Annotated in this window: 13 protein-coding genes; 7 read left to right on the plus strand and 6 right to left on the minus strand. The window is 66.1% G+C overall.

Annotation, left to right across the window (positions count from 1 at the left end; all coding sequences use genetic code 11):
- Nucleotides 1–96 precede the first annotated feature (96 nt).
- Complete coding sequence (gene apbC, locus P0D89_RS28140; protein WP_408370184.1) at nt 97–1185, minus strand: iron-sulfur cluster carrier protein ApbC; 1089 nt, start codon at nt 1183–1185, stop codon at nt 97–99.
- A 301-nt stretch (nt 1186–1486) separates the two neighbouring features.
- Here apbC and P0D89_RS28145 point away from each other — a divergent pair, with 301 nt between their 5' ends.
- Nucleotides 1487–2140: a YiaD family glycine zipper/OmpA-like lipoprotein gene (locus tag P0D89_RS28145; RefSeq protein ID WP_408370181.1), complete on the plus strand. Its 654-nt coding sequence runs from the start codon at nt 1487–1489 to the stop codon at nt 2138–2140.
- A 405-nt stretch (nt 2141–2545) separates the two neighbouring features.
- On the plus strand, nt 2546–4684 hold the full coding sequence (metG, locus tag P0D89_RS28150) for a methionine--tRNA ligase (RefSeq protein ID WP_408370178.1): 2139 nt from the start codon (nt 2546–2548) through the stop codon (nt 4682–4684).
- A 129-nt stretch (nt 4685–4813) separates the two neighbouring features.
- Here the strand turns inward: metG and P0D89_RS28155 are convergent, their stop codons facing one another.
- Both P0D89_RS28155 and P0D89_RS28160 read right to left on the minus strand, forming a co-directional pair.
- Nucleotides 4814–9334 (minus strand): translocation/assembly module TamB domain-containing protein, encoded by a 4521-nt coding sequence (locus P0D89_RS28155; RefSeq protein WP_408377546.1) that lies wholly within the window; start codon nt 9332–9334, stop codon nt 4814–4816.
- Nucleotides 9335–9362: 28 nt separating this feature from the next.
- A complete protein-coding gene (locus tag P0D89_RS28160; protein WP_408354601.1) occupies nt 9363–11207 on the minus strand; it encodes an autotransporter assembly complex protein TamA in 1845 nt (614 codons plus the stop codon).
- Nucleotides 11208–11435: 228 nt separating this feature from the next.
- Between P0D89_RS28160 and P0D89_RS28165 the strand changes: the two genes are divergently transcribed.
- From P0D89_RS28165 to panD, 4 genes are all read left to right on the plus strand, one after another.
- Entirely contained in the window at nt 11436–11621 is a 186-nt protein-coding gene (locus tag P0D89_RS28165; RefSeq protein ID WP_007175923.1) for a DUF3460 family protein, read from the plus strand.
- A gap of 4 nt (nt 11622–11625) precedes the next feature.
- Nucleotides 11626–12501, plus strand: a complete 876-nt coding sequence (locus P0D89_RS28170) for a segregation and condensation protein A (RefSeq protein ID WP_408354604.1) — start codon at nt 11626–11628, stop codon at nt 12499–12501.
- 199 nt (nt 12502–12700) lie between these two features.
- A complete protein-coding gene (gene panC, locus P0D89_RS28175) occupies nt 12701–13534 on the plus strand; it encodes a pantoate--beta-alanine ligase (protein ID WP_408354607.1) in 834 nt (277 codons plus the stop codon).
- A 42-nt stretch (nt 13535–13576) separates the two neighbouring features.
- Nucleotides 13577–13963, plus strand: coding sequence for an aspartate 1-decarboxylase (gene panD, locus P0D89_RS28180; protein ID WP_006048527.1), 387 nt, complete (start codon nt 13577–13579; stop codon nt 13961–13963).
- Nucleotides 13964–14146: 183 nt separating this feature from the next.
- On the opposite strand, the gene P0D89_RS28185 is transcribed toward panD, so the two are convergent.
- On the minus strand, nt 14147–14785 hold the full coding sequence (locus tag P0D89_RS28185) for a ParA family protein (protein ID WP_408354612.1): 639 nt from the start codon (nt 14783–14785) through the stop codon (nt 14147–14149).
- 207 nt (nt 14786–14992) lie between these two features.
- Here P0D89_RS28185 and P0D89_RS28190 point away from each other — a divergent pair, with 207 nt between their 5' ends.
- Nucleotides 14993–15412, plus strand: coding sequence for a PaaI family thioesterase (locus P0D89_RS28190; RefSeq protein ID WP_408354615.1), 420 nt, complete (start codon nt 14993–14995; stop codon nt 15410–15412).
- A 285-nt stretch (nt 15413–15697) separates the two neighbouring features.
- On the opposite strand, the gene P0D89_RS28195 is transcribed toward P0D89_RS28190, so the two are convergent.
- Both P0D89_RS28195 and P0D89_RS28200 read right to left on the minus strand, forming a co-directional pair.
- A complete protein-coding gene (locus tag P0D89_RS28195; RefSeq protein ID WP_408354618.1) occupies nt 15698–16114 on the minus strand; it encodes a DoxX family protein in 417 nt (138 codons plus the stop codon).
- 139 nt (nt 16115–16253) lie between these two features.
- Nucleotides 16254–17723: a cobyric acid synthase gene (locus P0D89_RS28200; RefSeq protein WP_408355067.1), complete on the minus strand. Its 1470-nt coding sequence runs from the start codon at nt 17721–17723 to the stop codon at nt 16254–16256.
- Nucleotides 17724–17903 lie beyond the last annotated feature (180 nt).

The following is a 17903-nucleotide window of genomic DNA, read 5'->3' on the forward strand; positions in this document are numbered from 1 at the left end:
CCGCCGGGGCCGCCCACGGGCCGAACCTGTGAAGTCGACATGATACCGCGAGACCAGGCGCAAATAGACGCCTCGGCCCCTTGTCCGAACGGCTGCTCAGGTGTTCTGCACAACGATGTTGGGAAACTTGGACGTCATGTCGCGAGCCCGCTCGGCGATATGGATCGCCACCTTGCGCGCGATCGAACGGTAGATCTCCGCAATCCGCCCGTTCGGGTCCGCCACGACAGTGGGTTTGCCCGAGTCGGCCTGCTCGCGGATGCGGATGTCGAGCGGCAGGCTGCCGAGCACGTCGACGCCGTATTCCTTGCCCATCCGCTCGCCGCCGCCGGCGCCGAAAATGTGCTCTTCGTGGCCGCAGTTCGAGCAGATATGCATGCCCATGTTCTCGACGATGCCGAGGATCGGAATACCGACCTTCTCGAACATCTTGAGACCCTTCTTCGCGTCGAGCAGCGCGATGTCCTGCGGCGTCGTGACGATCACCGCGCCCGTCACCGGCACGCGCTGCGACAGGGTCAGCTGGATGTCGCCGGTGCCCGGCGGCATATCGACGATCAGGTAGTCGAGGTCCTGCCAGTTTGTCTGACGCAATAGCTGTTCGAGCGCCGACGTGGCCATCGGGCCGCGCCACACCATCGGATTGTCCTGCTCGATCAGGAAGCCGATCGAGTTGGCCTGCAGGCCGTGGCCGGCCATCGGGTTCATCGACTTTTCGTCGGGCGACTCGGGACGGCCGGTGATGCCGAGCATCATCGGCAGCGACGGGCCGTAGATGTCGGCGTCGAGCACGCCCACCGATGCGCCTTCGCTCGCCAGCGCCAGCGCCAGATTCACGGCCGTCGTGCTCTTGCCGACGCCGCCCTTGCCGGACGCCACCGCGACGATATTCTTCACGCCCGGCAGCAGCTTCACGCCGCGCTGCACGGTATGCGCGGCGATTTGCTGGGACACCTCGACGCGCGCGTTCGCCACGCCCGGCACGGCGCGCAGCGCGTCGGCGAACTGTGTGCGGATCGCCTCGAACTGGCTTCTCGCCGGATAGCCGAGCACCACCTGAAGGCTGACGGTGTCGCCTTCCACGGCCACGTTCCTGATATTTTTGGCGGCCGCGTACGGCAAGCCGGTGTTGGGGTCAGTGACGGCTGCGAGGGCAGCGTCGACCAAAGCCCGATCGATACTCATTGACACTCCGTGGGGGCACGTAGAGGCGCGGTGGAATCGATGCATCAGCCCCGCGCCGGAATTTGAAAGAAATTGTTAGACGGCATTGCGAAAACCAGGCGTGCCGGGCACCCTTCGGGCAGGCTGGACGCCATGGGGGTCGCATCACTCGGTACTTCAAGCCCTATTGTAGTGGCTGACGCCAAGCCCTGCCGGAAGACCCTTCTTCGCTGTCGGACCGGGCCGAAGAAAGGCGTAGGATTTATGTAGTTGGTAACTCGTTACCCGCTGGATTGTTCGCTTCACTCAAGAGGAATTCAAAATGAATGCAAAAATCATGACTCGCGTGGCTGTGTTCACCGTCGCCGGCTCCCTGCTGGCTGGCTGCGCCACTCAACAGGGCACCAACACCGCCGTCGGCACGGGCGTAGGCGCCGGCACGGGCGCGGCGCTCGGCGCCATCTTCGGCGGCGGCAAGGGCGCGGCGATCGGTGCGGGCGTCGGCGCGGCGGTCGGCGGCATTACCGGCTACAACTGGCAAAACATTCACAACCGCCTGTCGGGCGCCACCAAGGGCACCGGCACGGAAATCACCGAGCAGCCGGACGGCTCGCTCAAGCTGAACATCCCGAGCTCGGTTACGTTCGACACCAGCAGCTACGCGATCAAGCCGTCGTTCGCACCTGTGCTGGACCAGCTCGCGCAAACCTTGCAGCAGAATCCGGAAGTTGTCGCCGCGGTGGTCGGCCACACGGACAGCACCGGCTCGCTGCAGTATAACCAGACGCTGTCGGTCAACCGAGCGCAAAGCGTGACGGGCTACCTCGCGCAACGCGGCATCGCGCCGCAGCGCCTGTCCGCGACCGGTATGGGCCCGAACCAGCCGATCGCCGACAACAACACCGAAGCCGGTCGCGCGACGAACCGTCGCGTGGAAATCTATCTGCGCGCCACCGCGCAACACGCAACGCAATAAGGACAAGGCTTCAGGAGCGTGACGAAGCCGGGCGCCGAAGCTCGCCTCCGCCGCCCGGCGCGGCCGTAAAAAGCGCCGGAAAGGAAATCTCGCACGCGGACGAAAAAAATTTCGAACTCTGCCGAAAATCCGCGGTCTGTCTTTACGGTACGTGGCTGGCGAAGCCGCCGCGTCACCATTCTCCTCTTGTCGTTGTTGCTCCGGGGTTTAATCACCCCGGTTTTTTTTGGGCGCTCGGTTTTCGCACCTCGGCTTTCGAACCCTGTTTTCGCACTTTCCGCACCCGGGTGTCACCCCCGTTCACGCCGCGACAGCCCCGCTGCGCGCCCGCGCAGCCCATCCCGCGTCGGGCGCCCGCCCTGCTAGAATCAACCTTTCGTCCCACCGCAGGCTCCCGCCATCCTTATGTCAGCACCCCCAACCGATCTCTCCGCAGGCGCGCCGTCGAGCCGTCGCCAGATTCTCGTCACGTCCGCCCTTCCGTATGCGAATGGGCAAATCCATATCGGCCACCTGGTCGAATATATCCAGACGGACATCTGGGTCCGGACGTTGCGAATGCACGGTCACGAGGTCTATTACGTGGGCGCCGACGACACGCACGGCACGCCGGTCATGCTGCGCGCGGAAAAAGAAGGGGTCACGCCGAAGCAGCTGATCGACCGCGTGTGGCAGGAACACAAGCGCGATTTCGACAGCTTCGGAATTTCGTTCGACAACTACTACTCGACCGATTCCGAAGAGAACCGCGTTCTCAGTGAAAACGTCTATCTGGCGCTCAAGGAAGCGGGCCTGATCGAGGCGCGCGAGATCGAACAGGCGTATGACCCGGTCAAGGAAATGTTCCTGCCGGACCGCTTCATCAAGGGCGAATGCCCGAAATGCGGCGCGAAAGACCAGTACGGCGACAGCTGCGAAGTATGCGGCTCGACCTACCTGCCCACCGAACTGGTCAATCCGTACTCGGTCGTCTCGGGCGCCACGCCGATCCGCAAGACCTCGACGCACTACTTCTTCCGCTTGTCGGATCCGCGCTGCGAGAATTTCCTGCGCGCGTGGGTCGGCGGCCTGGCGCAGCCGGAAGCTACCAACAAGATGCGCGAATGGCTCGGCCACGCCGGGGAGGCCAGGCTCGCCGACTGGGACATCTCGCGCGACGCGCCCTACTTCGGCTTCGAAATCCCGGGTGCGCCGGGCAAGTATTTCTACGTGTGGCTGGACGCGCCGGTCGGCTACTACGCGAGCTTCAAGAACCTTGCCGAAAAGCGCGGGCTCGACTTCGACGCGTGGGTTCGCCAGGGTTCGAAGGCCGAGCAGTACCACTTCATCGGCAAGGACATCCTGTATTTCCATACGCTGTTCTGGCCGGCCATGCTGGAGTTCTCGGGCCACCGCACGCCGACCAACGTGTTCGCGCACGGCTTCCTGACCGTGGACGGCGCGAAGATGTCGAAGTCGCGCGGCACCTTCATCACGGCGCAAAGCGTGATCGACACGGGCCTGAATCCGGAATGGCTGCGCTACTACTTCGCGGCCAAGCTCAACAGCACGATGGAAGACCTCGACCTGAACCTCGACGACTTCCAGGCACGCGTGAACAGCGATCTGGTCGGCAAATACGTGAACATCGCGAGCCGCGCGGCCGGGTTCCTGATCAAGCGCTTCGACGGCCGCGTACAGGACAGCGCGATGCAGCACCCGCTGCTCGCCACGCTGCGCGCCGCCGTGCCGCAGATCGCCGCGAACTACGAGGCGCGCGAGTACAACCGCGCGCTGCGCCACACCATGGACCTGGCCGACGCGGTCAACGCGTACGTGGACACCGCCAAGCCGTGGGATCAGGCGAAAGACCCGGCGAACGGGGTCGCGCTACATGAAACCTGCAGCGTGAGCGTCGAGGCGTTCCGCCTGCTGTCGCTCGCGCTGAAGCCGGTGCTGCCGAAGCTGGCCGAAGCGGTCGAGGCTTTCCTCGGCATCGAGCCGCTCGCGTGGGCCGACGCCAACGTGCCGCTCAGTTCAGCGCGCCCGATCAACGCGTACAAGCATCTGATGACGCGCGTCGATCCGAAGCAGATCGAAGCGCTGCTCGCGGCCAATCGCGATTCGCTGCAAGCTACGCCGGAAGCGGCGGCGCCCGCCGACGCGAAGACCAAGGCGAAGGCCAAAGCCGCGGCCACGGCTGCCAGCAACGACGAAACGCCCGGCGTGATCTCGATCGACGACTTCGCGAAAATCGATCTGCGCATTGCGAAGATCGTCGACTGCAAGGCGGTGGAAGGCTCGGACAAGCTGCTGCAACTCACGCTCGACGTCGGCGAGGAGAAAACCCGCAACGTGTTCTCCGGCATCAAGTCGGCGTATCAGCCGGAGCAACTGGTCGGCAAGCTGACGGTGATGGTTGCGAACCTCGCGCCGCGCAAGATGAAGTTCGGCCTGTCCGAAGGGATGGTGCTGGCGGCCTCGGCCACCGACGAGAAAGCCGAACCGGGCCTGTACGTGCTCGAACCCGATAGCGGCGCGAAGCCGGGCATGCGCGTGAAGTAACGCGCGCGGGCGTCGGTCGCGGGCTTTTGCGCCGCGAACCCCGCATGAAAAAACGGCACGCTTTGAAAAGCGTGCCGTTTTTTTGGGCGCGTGCTATTGCCGGGCGAGCCGCCGCATCCTGCGGCAGCATCACCACAGAGACTTGAACCGGTCGAACCGCCGCGTGTACAGCACGTCGGCCCCATAGAACGTGCCGCCGTAAGCCACCACCGACCAGTAGCGCGTCAGGTTGATAGTCGCCTTGATCGCGTTGCTCGCCGACTGCAACCCTTGCTCATAACCGATCACGAGCCACTCGTTGATCGCCTTCGACACCATCACCACTTGCGGATCGGTCAGCCCGACGTCGCTGCGCCCAATCGAAAACTCGTCGAGCCCGACGGTCTGCGCGATCCGCTGGCCGGTCGTGCTGCCGAGCAGCGCGAGCGCCGTCGTCATCGTGCTTTGCTGGCCGAGGTTATTGCCCTGATCGGTGCCGTGGCCGAACAGCAGCCACGAGAGCTTTTCGTTATCCGGCACGCTAGGCTCCGACACCAGCCGCGCCACCGGCGACTGCACCGTGCCCGTCACCTGCACGCCCGCTTCGACCTGCTGATTGCGGCGCATCGCGAGAATGTTGACGCCGGGGTTCGTCACCGGGCCGTTGAACGTGAAGAAGCCGTTCTCGATGGTCAGCTTGCGGCCGAACGCGGTGTAGGTCGAACCCTGCGTGACGCGCACGTTGCCGACCGCGCGCAGCGGCGTGTTCGGCGCGCTCATCGCGGTGATCGTACCGGTCAGGCGGAGATCGGCGCCCTGCCCGCGGAAGTGGAAATCATTGCCGAGACTCAGGTCGATATTGGCGCGCGGCGCGAACGGGCTGACCGGCTGAGTGCCGCCCTCCACCGGACGCGGCCGGCCGCCTGATAGGGTGCCGTCCGGACGGATCACCGCCACGTCGTCGCCCAGGCGCGGCGCGGCCTGCTCGGGCAGATCGAACAACGCGTGATCGACGACGAATTTGCCGTTGATCGCCATGCCACGCTCCGCGCCGCCATTCGCAATGCTCGCGCTGCCCGACAGTGACAGATTGCGGTCCGGCGCCGCGAACAGTTCGAGCTTGTCCGCGACGATGCTTGCGGTCAGGTCCGGCTCCGCGCCGTCCAGGCGCACGCGGCCGCTGGCGCGCAGCGTGCCGCTCGCGCCGCGGAACTCGACCTGCTGGAAGTCCACCAGATTTTGCGACAGCGCGATGCGCACCACGCCGTCCTTCAACTGCACGCCCTGGTCGACCATCGTCGCGGACAGCCCGTCGCCGATCAGCGAGCCGGTCAGACTCGGCTTGGCGACGGTGCCGCCGAGCGCGAGTCTGAGCGCGAGGTGCCCGTCGAGCAGATAGCTGGGGCCGAACAGGCCGCCGGTCGTTTGCAGCGACGGCACATCGGCTTTCACGTTGCCCGACAGCGCGCCTTCCTCGTTGAAGGTCAACAGGCCGTCGCGCATGACCAGCGTGGTGTGCGCGTCGGCGTCGATCACGCCGAGCCGGCTCGCCTGCGCGTGCAATGTCGCGTTGAGCCGGTTGCCGCCGGTGAATTCGGCGCGCGTGCTGATGTCGGCAATCCCCATCGACGCGAGGCCGCGGCCGATTTCGACCGTCACGTCGCCGCTGCGCCGCCGCAACTGGATGTGGCCGGTCGCGGTGGCGCCGAGCGAGAAGTCCCAGTCGCCGTCGAATACCAGATCGGTCCTGACGTGCGGCGGCTCCCCCGTGAGTTCGCGGCGCAGCTCCTGCAAGTGCGCGAGCGAAACGTCCGTCAAACTGCCCGCTGACTGGATCTTGCCGTGATCGAACGCGAACGACTTCAGGCTCAGCACCGCGCCTTCGATGCTCAGGCGGGTTGCGCCGAGCGTCAGCCGGCTCGGCGCGGCGCTCACGGCGAGCGGCGATTCGAGATTCAGCGCCGGGGTGCCTTTGTTTTGCAGACGCGTGACCGTGCCGTCCCAGCGCGTGCCGTCGCGCGCTTCGGTCAGCTTGCCGTTGGCGGCGAGCGTCAGATCCAGCGGACGGTCCTGCAGCTTGCCGGTCGCGGCGGCTTCGAGCGTGTGATTCGCGCGCGTGCCGGACAGGCGCGCCGTGAGTGTAGCCAGATCGACGCCGCCCGCGCTGAGATTGCGCGCCTCGGTGGTGAAGGCGAGCGCGCCGTTCGCGCCGTCGCGCAACTCGGCGAGGCCTTGCGCATGGCCGAGGCGATTGCTGCCGAACACCACGCTGTCGGCCATGTAGTGCAGCACGACGTTCGGATGCGCGAACGAACCGGTGATATCGCCATCGGCGGCGACGAGGCCCGCGAGGCCGAAGCCGAGCCGCTCGAGCTGCGGTGCATCGACGCGAAACCGCAGCCGGTCGCCGCTCGCTCCGAAGCTCCCCTGCAGATCGACCTGGTTGCCCGCCACAGACAGATTCGCGCGGCTCGGCAAGATCCGCGAGCCGGCCAGTTGGATCGTGCCGCCGCCGGTCAGCGGCAGGTTGTCGTAGACGCTCGGGCCGAGCTTGAATTCGGCCTTGGTGGTAAAGACCGGGCCGAGCATGCCGGCCGCGGTCAGCGTGCCGTTCACGCGCGCTTCGATCTTGCGCGCGGGCGGTGCGGGCGGTGCGGGCGGTGCGCCGCGCGCCGCGCCGCGAGCGGGCGGCGGCGTTTTGCGCTCGATCACTTCGGTCTGCACTGCGGCTTTGGCGGTGTTTTTCGCCATCGCGGCGGCCTGGTCGCCGGGCGCCGCGCTTTTCGCGCCGGCGGTGCTGCCCGCCTCGGCCACGGTCTGCGCGGTCCGCGCACGCGGGGCGCTGCCCGTCGCCGGTGACGGCGCCGTCACCGGCGTGCGCGCCGGCAACTGCGAAGTCAGCGTCAGCGGGTCGAAATCGGTCAGCTGCGCCTTCAGGTTGTAGGTGGAATTCGCGTCGTGCTTGAGCGCGCCGGACAGGTCGATGCGACCGCGACCCGACGTGATGCGCACGTCGTTGAAACTCATCCGGGCGGGGTCGAACGTCACCTTGCCCTGGGCGCGCAACGCGGCGCGCGGGTCGGCGAGATCGAGCGTGAGGCTCTGGATGTCGTCGTTCAGGCGGATGCCGACCGACCCGGACAGCTGCGTGGGCCGCACTGTCGCTTGCAGCGCGTTCAGGTCGAGTCCGGCGACGCGCAGATCGAATTGCCCGCGCCGGCCCGTCAACGTGCCGCCGCCGGTGATCTTCGCGTTTCTCACGATCCGCACATTCAGGTTCGACAGATGCTGCGCGTGGGCGTCGAGCCGCACATCGGCGTTGGCGTCGATCAGCGGCAGCAGGTTCTGGTCGATCGCGCCGGGCTTGGCGTTGACGATCGACACGTGCCCGGCGACCGCGAAGGCCGCCGCGCGTTGGCCGTCGGCCTGGGACGCGGCGCCGTGCCGGCCGTGGCGGGTGGCAGGAGGCTGCGCGAGGCTGGCAGCATTGTCCGTGGTGGCGGCGCCGCTTTGGGCGGCAGCGCTAGCGGGAGCACTGGCGGGTTTGCCGGCGCTTGCCAGCGCCCTTGCGCCGCTGGCCGTGCGGCCCGCAACCGTCCCATTAGTAGCACTCGCTGCACCCGTCGCGCCGCCCATCACCGCACCGCTAGCCGCGCTCGCCGCCCCGACCCCGCTCGCGCCCAGCACAACCGCCCCCGCCCCGCCCTGCTCCACCGGCTGCAAATCCGCGCGCACGGCCAGATCGGCCAGCGGAGCGCCGGGCGCGAAGGCTTGCGGATTGACGTGATCGAAGATCAGCGTCGCGCGTTGCAGGGGCACGGCGCCGAACGGAGTGGCCTCGACCCGCGCATGGCCGGCGAGCTTCATGCCGGTGGCGTCGAGTTCGGCGACCAGCTGTTCGAGCGAGCCGCTCAGATGGCCGCCCACCGCCACCGCCTCGTTGTTGACCTTGCCCGAATAGCCGACCTCGCCGGTCAGCGGAAACGGCCGCACGCCGTCGAGTTTCGCCGACGCCGTCACCGCTCCGAACGGCGTGTCGAGCCGCTCGATCGCGGCCTCGTGATGGCGCCCGTCGCTGCGTCCATGAAACGCGAAGCGCGACAGCTCGGTCGTCGACGCGCCCTGATGCAGCAGCAGCGTGTCGACCTGCACGTCGCGAATCTCGAGCTGCATCGGCAAGCGCAGGTCCTGCGGCAGCTTCAGCGGCTCGCTGCTGGTCGACGACGACGCGCCGATCCGCGCGTCGATCGTGCCGACGTGCAGATAGTCGACGGTGAAGCGCCACGGCTCGCGGGCGAGTGCCCAACGGCCCGCCACACGGTCGATCTGGATATCGGTGCCGCTGCCGTCGAGACTGCGCCAGCGCACTTGCCGCAGTTGCACGCCATTGGCCAGCGTGCCGCCTTCCAACGTGCCGCCGAGCTTGCCGTCCAGCAGCTTGACCGCCGCCCGCCACGCATAGGCGGTGCCGCGTTCGGTGGTCAGCGCGCCGTACAGCAGGCCGGCCACCAGCGCGAGCAGCAGCACCAGCATGGCCACCGTCGACGCGAACGTTTTCAGCAGCACGCGGCCGAGCCTGTGCCTGGGCGGCGGCTCGGGGGGCGGCGGCTGGCCGGGCGGATTGGCGCCGGGCGGCTGCGCGGAAGGTGGGTCGGCTGCGTCCGTGGTCATGCGTGATTCATGTCGAAGCGGTTTTTCATCAGAAAGCGATGCCCAGCGTCAGATAGGGCCGCACGCTGTGGTTGCGGATCCCGTAGGCAAGGTCGACATTGACCGGACCGACCGGGCTGCGCCAGCGCGCCCCGACGCCGGCGCCGGGGTAAAAAACTTTTTCGCCCCAGGTGTCGGTGGCGGTGCCGATGTCGAAGAAGGCGGCCGCGCCCCAATTGTGCGAGAACCAGTGCTGATACTCGGCCGACGTCGTGACCAGATATTTGGTCGGTAGCACCGAACCGCCGACGTTATTGCCGATGCTCTGAAAACCGTAGCCGCGCACCGAGTTCGATCCGCCCGCGCGGAACAGCAGCGAAGCCGGAATTCCGCTCGAACCGCCGCTCGTGAACACGCCGCCCAACTCGGCGCGGATCAGCACGATGTCGTCGTGGCCGATCGGCAGGTACTGCTGACCGCGCGCGTAGCCGCGGATGAACGTCTGGTCGGTCAGCACACCCTTCACCGCGAAGCCCGCCTCGACGTGGATCAGGTTGCCCCGGCGCGGGAACAGCGGGTCGTCGGTGTCGCGGCGGGTCCACGACCAGCCCGGCACCAGCGCGTGGGCCGTGGTGGGCGGCGCCGTGTTCTGGTCGAGCCGGTCCTGGTAGTACAGGAGCGAGTAGTTGTAGTCGAGGAACTGCGAGGTGCGGGAGCGCTGCACGCCGCCCCGGATGCTGTAGATGCGCGTGTCGGACACGTCGGTGGTGGTGTAGGACGCCAGCACGCTATTGGTCCACGCGCGCGGCCCCGGCGGCATCGACAACTGGATTTGCCCGTACTGCTGGGTCTTGTCGGCGCGGCCTTCGACCGTGAACGGCCACGCCTTGCCGAACGTGTTCAGATACGAGTACGCGCCCTGCACCAGCGGGCCGTTGTCGGTCGAATAGCCTACGCCGCCGCGAAAGCTGTGGAACGGAAATTCGGACACCTTGACGTGGACCGGCGTGTTGACCGGCTTGGCCGGGTCGTTGTCGAGGTCGATCGCGACGCTAGCGAAGTACGGCGTGTTCTGCAACTGCCGTTGCAATTCGGCCACGCGGCGCGTGTCGTAGACATCGCCGGGGGAAATCGGATTGACGTTGTGGACGATCCATTCCGGATAGCGTCGCGTGCCCGACACGTCCAGCTGGCCCATGGTGAAGGTCGGTCCGCTATCGTAGACGACCGACAGCCTGGCCTCGCGCGTGCGCGGATCGATCAGCGCCTCGGAGTGATAGATCTTCGCGGCGAGATACCGGCGCGACTGCAGGACCCGCAGCGACGCGTTCTTCGCGTCGTCCCAGTCGCCCTGCGTGAACGGCTGGCCTTCGTGCAGCGAAAACGCGAAGCGCGTGGCGTCTTCCTGCGCCTGGTCCTCGGTGAGCACCGCGCCGCGAAACGTTAGCTCAACCGACTTGACGATGGTTTGCGGGCCCGGCTCGACATTCACCGTCACGCGGCGCGTGTTGTCGACGGTGCGCACGTCGGTGCGCACGACCGGCGTGAAATAGCCCTGCGTCGCGGCCAGATCGCGCACCTGCTGCGGCGTGGCGGTAATCAGGAACGCGAACTGGTCTTCGCTGATGTCGGGGCGTTTGGCGAAGCGGGCAATATCCAGATGCTGCTCGAGCAGTTTGCGCAGCGAGCGCGGCGTGGCCACCACGTCGACCTTGTAGCTGGCCGGCGCGCGCGCGGCCTGTGCGGTGCCGGCGGTCAGCGTCAGCACGACGATGCCAAAGGCCAGCCACGCGCGCAGCCAGCGCAATACGAGCGCTGGGGGCGCAGCACGCCCGCGCCCCGCACCGGCGTTGCCGCGCCGCAGATGCGGCTTGTCGATCGCACACCCCGCCAAGCAGGACCTCCGGCCTTGGTTGATGAATTCTTGCTTTCGCCCGGCCGCGCGGCGGCGGGCAAGGCATGCTATTTGACCACATCGGAGCGGCCGCGAGCCCTCTAAACGAGCCGCTGTCGCCGTTTTTCGACCGCACGCGGCGCATGCGGTAAAATTCCAGAATAACGGCGCCGCGCCCCGGGTTTCCGCCGGGCAGCGGCCACCTCACCCACCCACGGACGTCGAGCCATGTATCAATCGGACATCACCCAGTTCCTGAACCAGCTCAAGCAACAAAAGCCCAATCTGGAAGCCGAGCAACGCCGCGGCCGTGCGCTGCTGTGGGACAAGCAGCCGATCGATCTGGAAGAACGCGCCGAGCAGAAAGCGTCGCGCGTAGAACAGACGCCTTACTCGTACTATCAAAACTTCTAAGCGCGTGAGCCACGCCGACGAGGCACACGGCGCGCCGGCGGCCCCCGCCGACGCTGCGCTGGCCGCGCCCGCCACCGATTCGACGCCCGACATCGTCGACGGCATCGCCTTTGCACGCCTGTACGGCGAGCCGCTCTTCAAGCTGCCGACGGACCTGTACATCCCGCCGGACGCGCTCGAGGTGTTTCTCGAAACGTTCGAAGGACCGCTGGATCTGCTGCTGTATCTGATCCGCAAGCAGAACTTCAACGTGCTCGACATCCCGATGGCGGACGTCACGGTGCAATACCTCGGTTACGTCGACCAGTTACGCCAGACCAACCTCGAACTCGCATCCGAGTATCTGCTGATGGCCGCGATGCTGATCGAGATCAAGTCGCGCATGCTGCTGCCCGTGAAGAAGGCCGACAGCGGCGAAGAGGCCGAAGATCCGCGCGCGGAACTGGTGCGCCGCCTGCTCGAATACGAGCAGATGAAACTCGCTGCGCAGCGCATCGACCAGCTGCCGCAACTCGGGCGCGACTTCCTGCGCGCCGAGGTCTACATCGAGCAAAGCATCACGCCGCGCTTTCCCGACGTGAACAGCGAAGATCTGCGCGCCGCGTGGGCCGACGTGATCAAGCGCGCGAAGCTGGTTCAGCATCACAAGATTTCGCGCGAGGAGTTGTCGGTGCGCGAGCACATGAGCTCGATCCTGCGGCAGTTGCAGAACGCGCGCTTCATCGAGTTCTCCGACCTGTTCGACACCACCAGGGGCGTGCCGGTCGTGGTGGTGAATTTCATCGCCGTGCTCGAACTGTGCCGCGAGTCGCTCGTCGAAATCACCCAGGCCGAGCCGTTCGCGCCGATCTATGTGCGCCTCGCTTATCTGCCGGCCTGACACCGGCGCCGCCGCATCGGGCACCGGCGCGGCGGCACGCGCCGCCCCGGTTTGCCTCGATTCGGTGCGCCGCATGCACAAATCCACTACAATCCCGCGCTCCAAACCCGTCATCCGTCACGAGGCGGCGGCCCGCGCGATTCCCTGAAGTCTTGCGCCAACCGAGTCGCGCGCCGCGCGAGGAAATCCCAGTCCGATCATGAAAGTCATCAGCTCGATCCATGAATTGCGCGACCAGTTGCGCGGCCAGAATCGCACGGCCTTCGTGCCGACCATGGGCAATCTGCACGAGGGCCATCTGTCGCTGATGCGCCTCGCGCGCCAGCACGGCGACCCGGTGGTCGCCAGCATCTTCGTGAACCGCCTGCAGTTCGGCCCGAACGAGGATTTCGACAAGTACCCGCGCACGCTCGAAGCCGACATCGACAAGCTGCAGAAAGAAAACGTCTACGTGCTGTTCGCGCCGACCGAAAGGGATCTGTATCCGGAGCCGCAGGAGTACCGGGTGCATCCGCCGCATGATCTGGGCGACATCCTCGAAGGCGAATTTCGCCCCGGCTTCTTCCAGGGCGTGTGCACGGTGGTAATGAAGCTGATGTCGTGCGTGCAGCCGCGCGTCGCCGTGTTCGGCAAGAAGGACTACCAGCAGTTGATGATCGTGCGCAGCATGTGCCACCAGTTCGCGCTGCCGACCGACATCATCGCCGCCGAAACCGTGCGCGACGCCGATGGCCTCGCGCTCAGCTCGCGCAACCGCTACCTGCAGGCCGCCGAGCGCGCCGAGGCGCCGATGCTGGCCGCCGAACTCAATCGCGTGCGCGACGCGGTGTTGTCCGGCGAGCGCGACTTCGCCAAGGTCGAACAGGCGGCGATGGCCGCGCTGGCCGCGCGCGGCTGGCAGCCCGACTACGTCGCGGTGCGCAAGCGCTCGGACCTGCTGCCGCCCGGCGCGCAGGACGCCGACGCACAACTGGTCGTGCTGGCGGCGGCCAAGCTCGGCGCGACCCGTCTGATCGACAACCTCGAAATCTGAAGCGGTCACTGAGGCCGTAATCGAAGCCACACAGGATTGGTCATGCAACGCAACATGCTGAAGTCGAAGATCCACCGCGTCGCGGTCACGCACTGCGAGCTGCACTACGAAGGCTCGTGCGCGATCGACGAAGACTTGCTGGAAGCAGCGAACATCGTCGAAAACGAACGGATCGACATCTGGAACATCAACAACGGCGAGCGCTTCTCGACCTATGCGATCAAGGGCGAACGCGGCAGCGGCATGATTTCATTGAACGGCTCGGCCGCGCGGCGCGCGCAACTGGGCGATCTGGTGATCATCGCGGCGTTCGCGGTGGTCGATGAAGCCGAATTGAAGGCGGGCTGGAAGCCGGACCTGGTGTTCGTCGACGAGAACAACAAGATCAAGGGCAGCCGCGATCACGTGCCGACGCAGAACTGGACCTGAAGCGGGGGGCGGGAGCCCGTCGTCTCAGGACCGCACTACGCATTCGCTCTGCACGTTTGTTTTACACGCCGGCTCTGCGCGTTCACTGGAGCGCGCTCTGCGCGCGTTCGCCAGGTTCGCCGCGCGAGCGCACTGCACGACTTGCGGCTGGCCGGGACAGCCACCGCCGCCTGCTTCCCCGCTTCAACCCTTCTTGCCGCCGCCGTTCGTCCAGTCGAGGATCGGCTGCCATTGCTCCAGATCCTTCTCGACGCGGCTTTTCGCGACGTCCCACAACGTCAGGCCGTGGGCCGCGAGCTGCACGTAGTTCTGCGTGTCGCGCAAAAAGCCCAGCACCGGCAGCTTCAACCCCTCGACAAAGCGATGCAGTTGCTCCGCCGAGCGCGTGCGCGCATCGACGCGCATGCCGACCACGCCGATTTCGATCGCGCCTTTCCTCACCGCTTTTTCCTTTGCCAGCCGCTCGAGAAAGTCCTGGGTGGCGAGAATATCGAACATGGATGGCTGTAGCGGCACGATCACCTTGTCGGCGAGATCCAGCGCGATGGTCAGGCGATTGCCGTGCAAGCCGGCCGGCGTGTCGACGACTGCATGCTCCAGACCCTTGGGCGGTTTGGCCGGCGCGTCCTGATTGACTTCCCAGTTTTCGATGGCCGGCAGCGTGGCGGGCCGCAACGCCAGCCACGCGTGCGCGGACTGCTGCTTGTCGAGGTCGGCCAGCGCGACCCATTCGCCGGCCGCGGCGAAATAGCCGGCCAGATTGGTCGATAGCGTGCTTTTGCCCACGCCGCCCTTCGGATTCGCCACCACAATCACCGTCATGAATTCTCCCGGAAAGAAGGCTGGGCGCAGCCAGCCGGTTTGCCGCGCTATTACTATGACTTGCGCCGGCGGGTTCCGATCCGTACCTTTTCAGGTTCACCCGCCGATCCAGCCGTTGATAATATCGACAAATGCGACGCGGCGAAGCCCCCGACGGCGAATCGACCGCGTTACCCTGCCGGTTTTTTCATCAAGGACCTCAAGCTCATGACCAAGCTCCGCCCGGAATACACCATCGAACGCCTGCACGAACGCCAGCAAGGCAGGCTGCCTGGCTTGCTGGGCCTGCGTGTGCTGTCGCTGGAAGAAGGCATGCTGAGCGCGGAGTTGACCGTGCGCGACGAATTGCTCGCGCCGAACGGCTTCCTGCACGCGGCCACCGTGATCGGTCTCGCCGACACCGCCTGCGGCTACGCGTGCCTTGCGCATCTGCCGGAGACGGCGCGCAATTTCACGACCATCGAGCTGAAGAGCAATTTTCTTGGTACGGCGACCGAAGGGACGATTCGCGCCGTTGCCAAGGGCGTGCACTTGGGGCGCAGTACGCAGGTGTGGGACGCCACGGTGACCGATCCGAACGGCAAGACGATGGCCTTGTTTCGCTGCACGCAGATGGTGTTGTATTGAGTGGATGGGGGACGGCGTACGCTGTCCTCCGGTGGCGAGACGAAGCGTTCAGTTTAGAAAAGCACGCGGCGTGATGGCGCGTGCTTTTTTGTTCGCGCGATGGGATCAGGCCACAGGGGATTTTTGGCGGGATTGAGCCACTGGCCGTCTAGCTGCTGGGCCGTTGGGCGGCTTCGCGGTCGGCGTTCAGCCGGCGGTCAGCGGCTGGACGGGGCAACGATCAGGGGCCTTGCCAACTTACCCGCTCGCTCCGAGCACCAGCCCCAGCCCCCACCACTGCTGCTGTCAAACAACCGCCGCGCGCGGCGCCTTCACACTGCTCATCGCCAGCACACCGCCGCCGAGCAGCGCCTGCACCACCAAGGTCACCGCCCAGAACGCAGGATATTCCCAGCCGCCGTTCGGTGACGCGAAACCCCAGCCGTTGTGCAGATGCGCCGACATCGCGCCGAGCATGAACGGCAGCAGCACCAGCGCGACCCAGCGCACCTGCACCCCGAGCAGCAGTGCAATGCCGCCGAGCAGTTCGACGAATGCCGTCAGGTAGCCCAGCCACCCCGGCAAGCCGAGCGAAACGAAGAACTGCGCCGTGCCGGGCAGCGTGAAGACGAGAATCTTTTGCAGACTGTGGGCGAGATACAGCACACCCAGGGCAACGCGGAGCAGTAACGCGGCCAGATCGGGCAAGCGGTTCGAGTTCATGAAGAGTCCTTGATGGAGAGAACGGCCGACAGCCGTCGATGGGATGAACTCTATTCGAACCATTTGGATGTAAAAACCCCCACCGATAGTTTGATTATTTCCCAGAAAGATTTAATCGCCACATTTCGACTGCCCCCAGTCAACCAATCGCCGCAAAAAACTTCGCGAGATCGAGATGCTCGGCAAGCGTATCGGCCAGCCGATCCAGCGACGCCTCACGCAACGCCGGATAGTCGATTTTCTCGGCATCACGCAGCCCCGCCCACGCGAGCAACGCGGCGCACGCGGCCGGCGTGTCGAACAGGCCGTGCACGTAGGTGGCAAGAATCTGACCGTCGACGGAGATCGCGCCGTCCGGATGCGCATCGCGCGCCCCCTGCGCGTTTTCAAGTTGCAACGCGGGCGTGTCGAGCGCCGGGCCGCGTGTCTCGCCCATGTGAATCTCGTAGCCGGCCACCTCGGGCGAACCGGGCAACGCGAGGCGCCCGGTCACGTTCTTCAGTGTCTTCTCGGGCGTAAGCACCGTCGAGTAGTCGAGCCAGCCAAGCCCCGCCGATGTCCCCGGCGCGCCCTCCACGCCATACGGATCAGCCACTTCGCGGCCGAGCATCTGCATGCCGCCGCAAATGCCGATCACACGTCCGCCGTAGCGCAGATGCCTTTCCAACACCGCATCCCAGCCTTGCGCACGCAGAAACGCCAGATCGCCGGGCACGTTTTTCGATCCCGGCAGAATGATCAGATCGGCCGGCGGCGGTGGGGTACCGCTTCGCACATAGTGAAAATCGACCTGAGGATGCGCGCGCAACGCGTCGAAATCCGTGTGATTGCTGATATGCGGCAGCACCGGCACGACCACCCGCAACGTCCGTCCCGCGCCGCCGCTGTGCGCCGCGCGCAACTCGGGCGGCAACATGTCTTCCGCGTCGAGCGTGAGCCCGTGCAGATAAGGCACGACGCCGAGCACCGGCTTGCCGGTTTTCGCTTCGAGCCAGTCCAGTCCCGGCTGCAGCAAACCGATGTCGCCGCGAAAACGGTTGATGATGAAACCGCGCACCCGCGCCTGCTCGCTCGCCGACAGACACGCCAGCGTGCCGGTCAGATGCGCGAACACGCCACCGCGGTCGATATCGGCCACCAGCACTACCGGGCAATCGACGGCTTCCGCGAAACCCATGTTGGCGATGTCGCGCTCGCGCAGATTGATCTCGGCCGGACTGCCCGCGCCTTCGACGAAGATCGTGTCGTAGGCCGCTTGCAGGCGCGCATACGATTCCAGCACGGCCTCGAACGCGACGGGTTTGTAGTCGTGATATGCGCGTGCGTCGAGATTCATGCGCGCCTTGCCGTGGATGATCACCTGCGCGCCGCGATCGCTGGTCGGCTTGAGCAGCACCGGGTTCAGATCGGTGTGCGCGGCGATCCCGGCGGCCACCGCCTGCAACGCCTGGGCGCGGCCGATCTCGCCGCCGTCGACCGTCACCGCGCTATTGAGCGCCATGTTCTGCGGCTTGAACGGCGCGACTCGCACGCCCGCGCGGCGTGCGAGACGGCACAGGCCGGCTACCAGCGTGCTCTTGCCGGCGTCGGACGTGGTGCCCTGGATCATCAGCGTGCCGCGCGGCACGGGGATGGCGGCGTGCGGGGTGGAAGCCGGAGTCGGAGTGGTGGTCACGGTTGTCGGGGTTCGGGGTTCGGCGGTGAAAAGACGATGCGGCAAGTAACAGTGAACGAGGGCGAAGTGGCGAGCGGCAATGCAGCCACAACGAAGCAACAACCCAGCCGCAGC

The sequence above is a fragment of the Paraburkholderia sp. RL18-085-BIA-A genome (assembly GCF_046027075.1).
In the GTDB taxonomy this organism is placed as follows: Bacteria; Pseudomonadota; Gammaproteobacteria; order Burkholderiales; family Burkholderiaceae; genus Paraburkholderia.

Coding starts and splice junctions, on each gene's coding strand:
- apbC (WP_408370184.1), bottom strand. CDS start 1,185: ATGAGTATCGATCGGGCTTTGGTCGACGCTGCCCTCGCAGCCGTCACT.
- P0D89_RS28145 (WP_408370181.1), top strand. CDS start 1,487: ATGAATGCAAAAATCATGACTCGCGTGGCTGTGTTCACCGTCGCCGGC.
- metG (WP_408370178.1), top strand. CDS start 2,546: ATGTCAGCACCCCCAACCGATCTCTCCGCAGGCGCGCCGTCGAGCCGT.
- P0D89_RS28155 (WP_408377546.1), bottom strand. CDS start 9,334: ATGACCACGGACGCAGCCGACCCACCTTCCGCGCAGCCGCCCGGCGCC.
- P0D89_RS28165 (WP_007175923.1), top strand. CDS start 11,436: ATGTATCAATCGGACATCACCCAGTTCCTGAACCAGCTCAAGCAACAA.
- panC (WP_408354607.1), top strand. CDS start 12,701: ATGAAAGTCATCAGCTCGATCCATGAATTGCGCGACCAGTTGCGCGGC.
- panD (WP_006048527.1), top strand. CDS start 13,577: ATGCAACGCAACATGCTGAAGTCGAAGATCCACCGCGTCGCGGTCACG.
- P0D89_RS28185 (WP_408354612.1), bottom strand. CDS start 14,785: ATGACGGTGATTGTGGTGGCGAATCCGAAGGGCGGCGTGGGCAAAAGC.
- P0D89_RS28190 (WP_408354615.1), top strand. CDS start 14,993: ATGACCAAGCTCCGCCCGGAATACACCATCGAACGCCTGCACGAACGC.
- P0D89_RS28195 (WP_408354618.1), bottom strand. CDS start 16,114: ATGAACTCGAACCGCTTGCCCGATCTGGCCGCGTTACTGCTCCGCGTT.
- P0D89_RS28200 (WP_408355067.1), bottom strand. CDS start 17,723: ATGATCCAGGGCACCACGTCCGACGCCGGCAAGAGCACGCTGGTAGCC.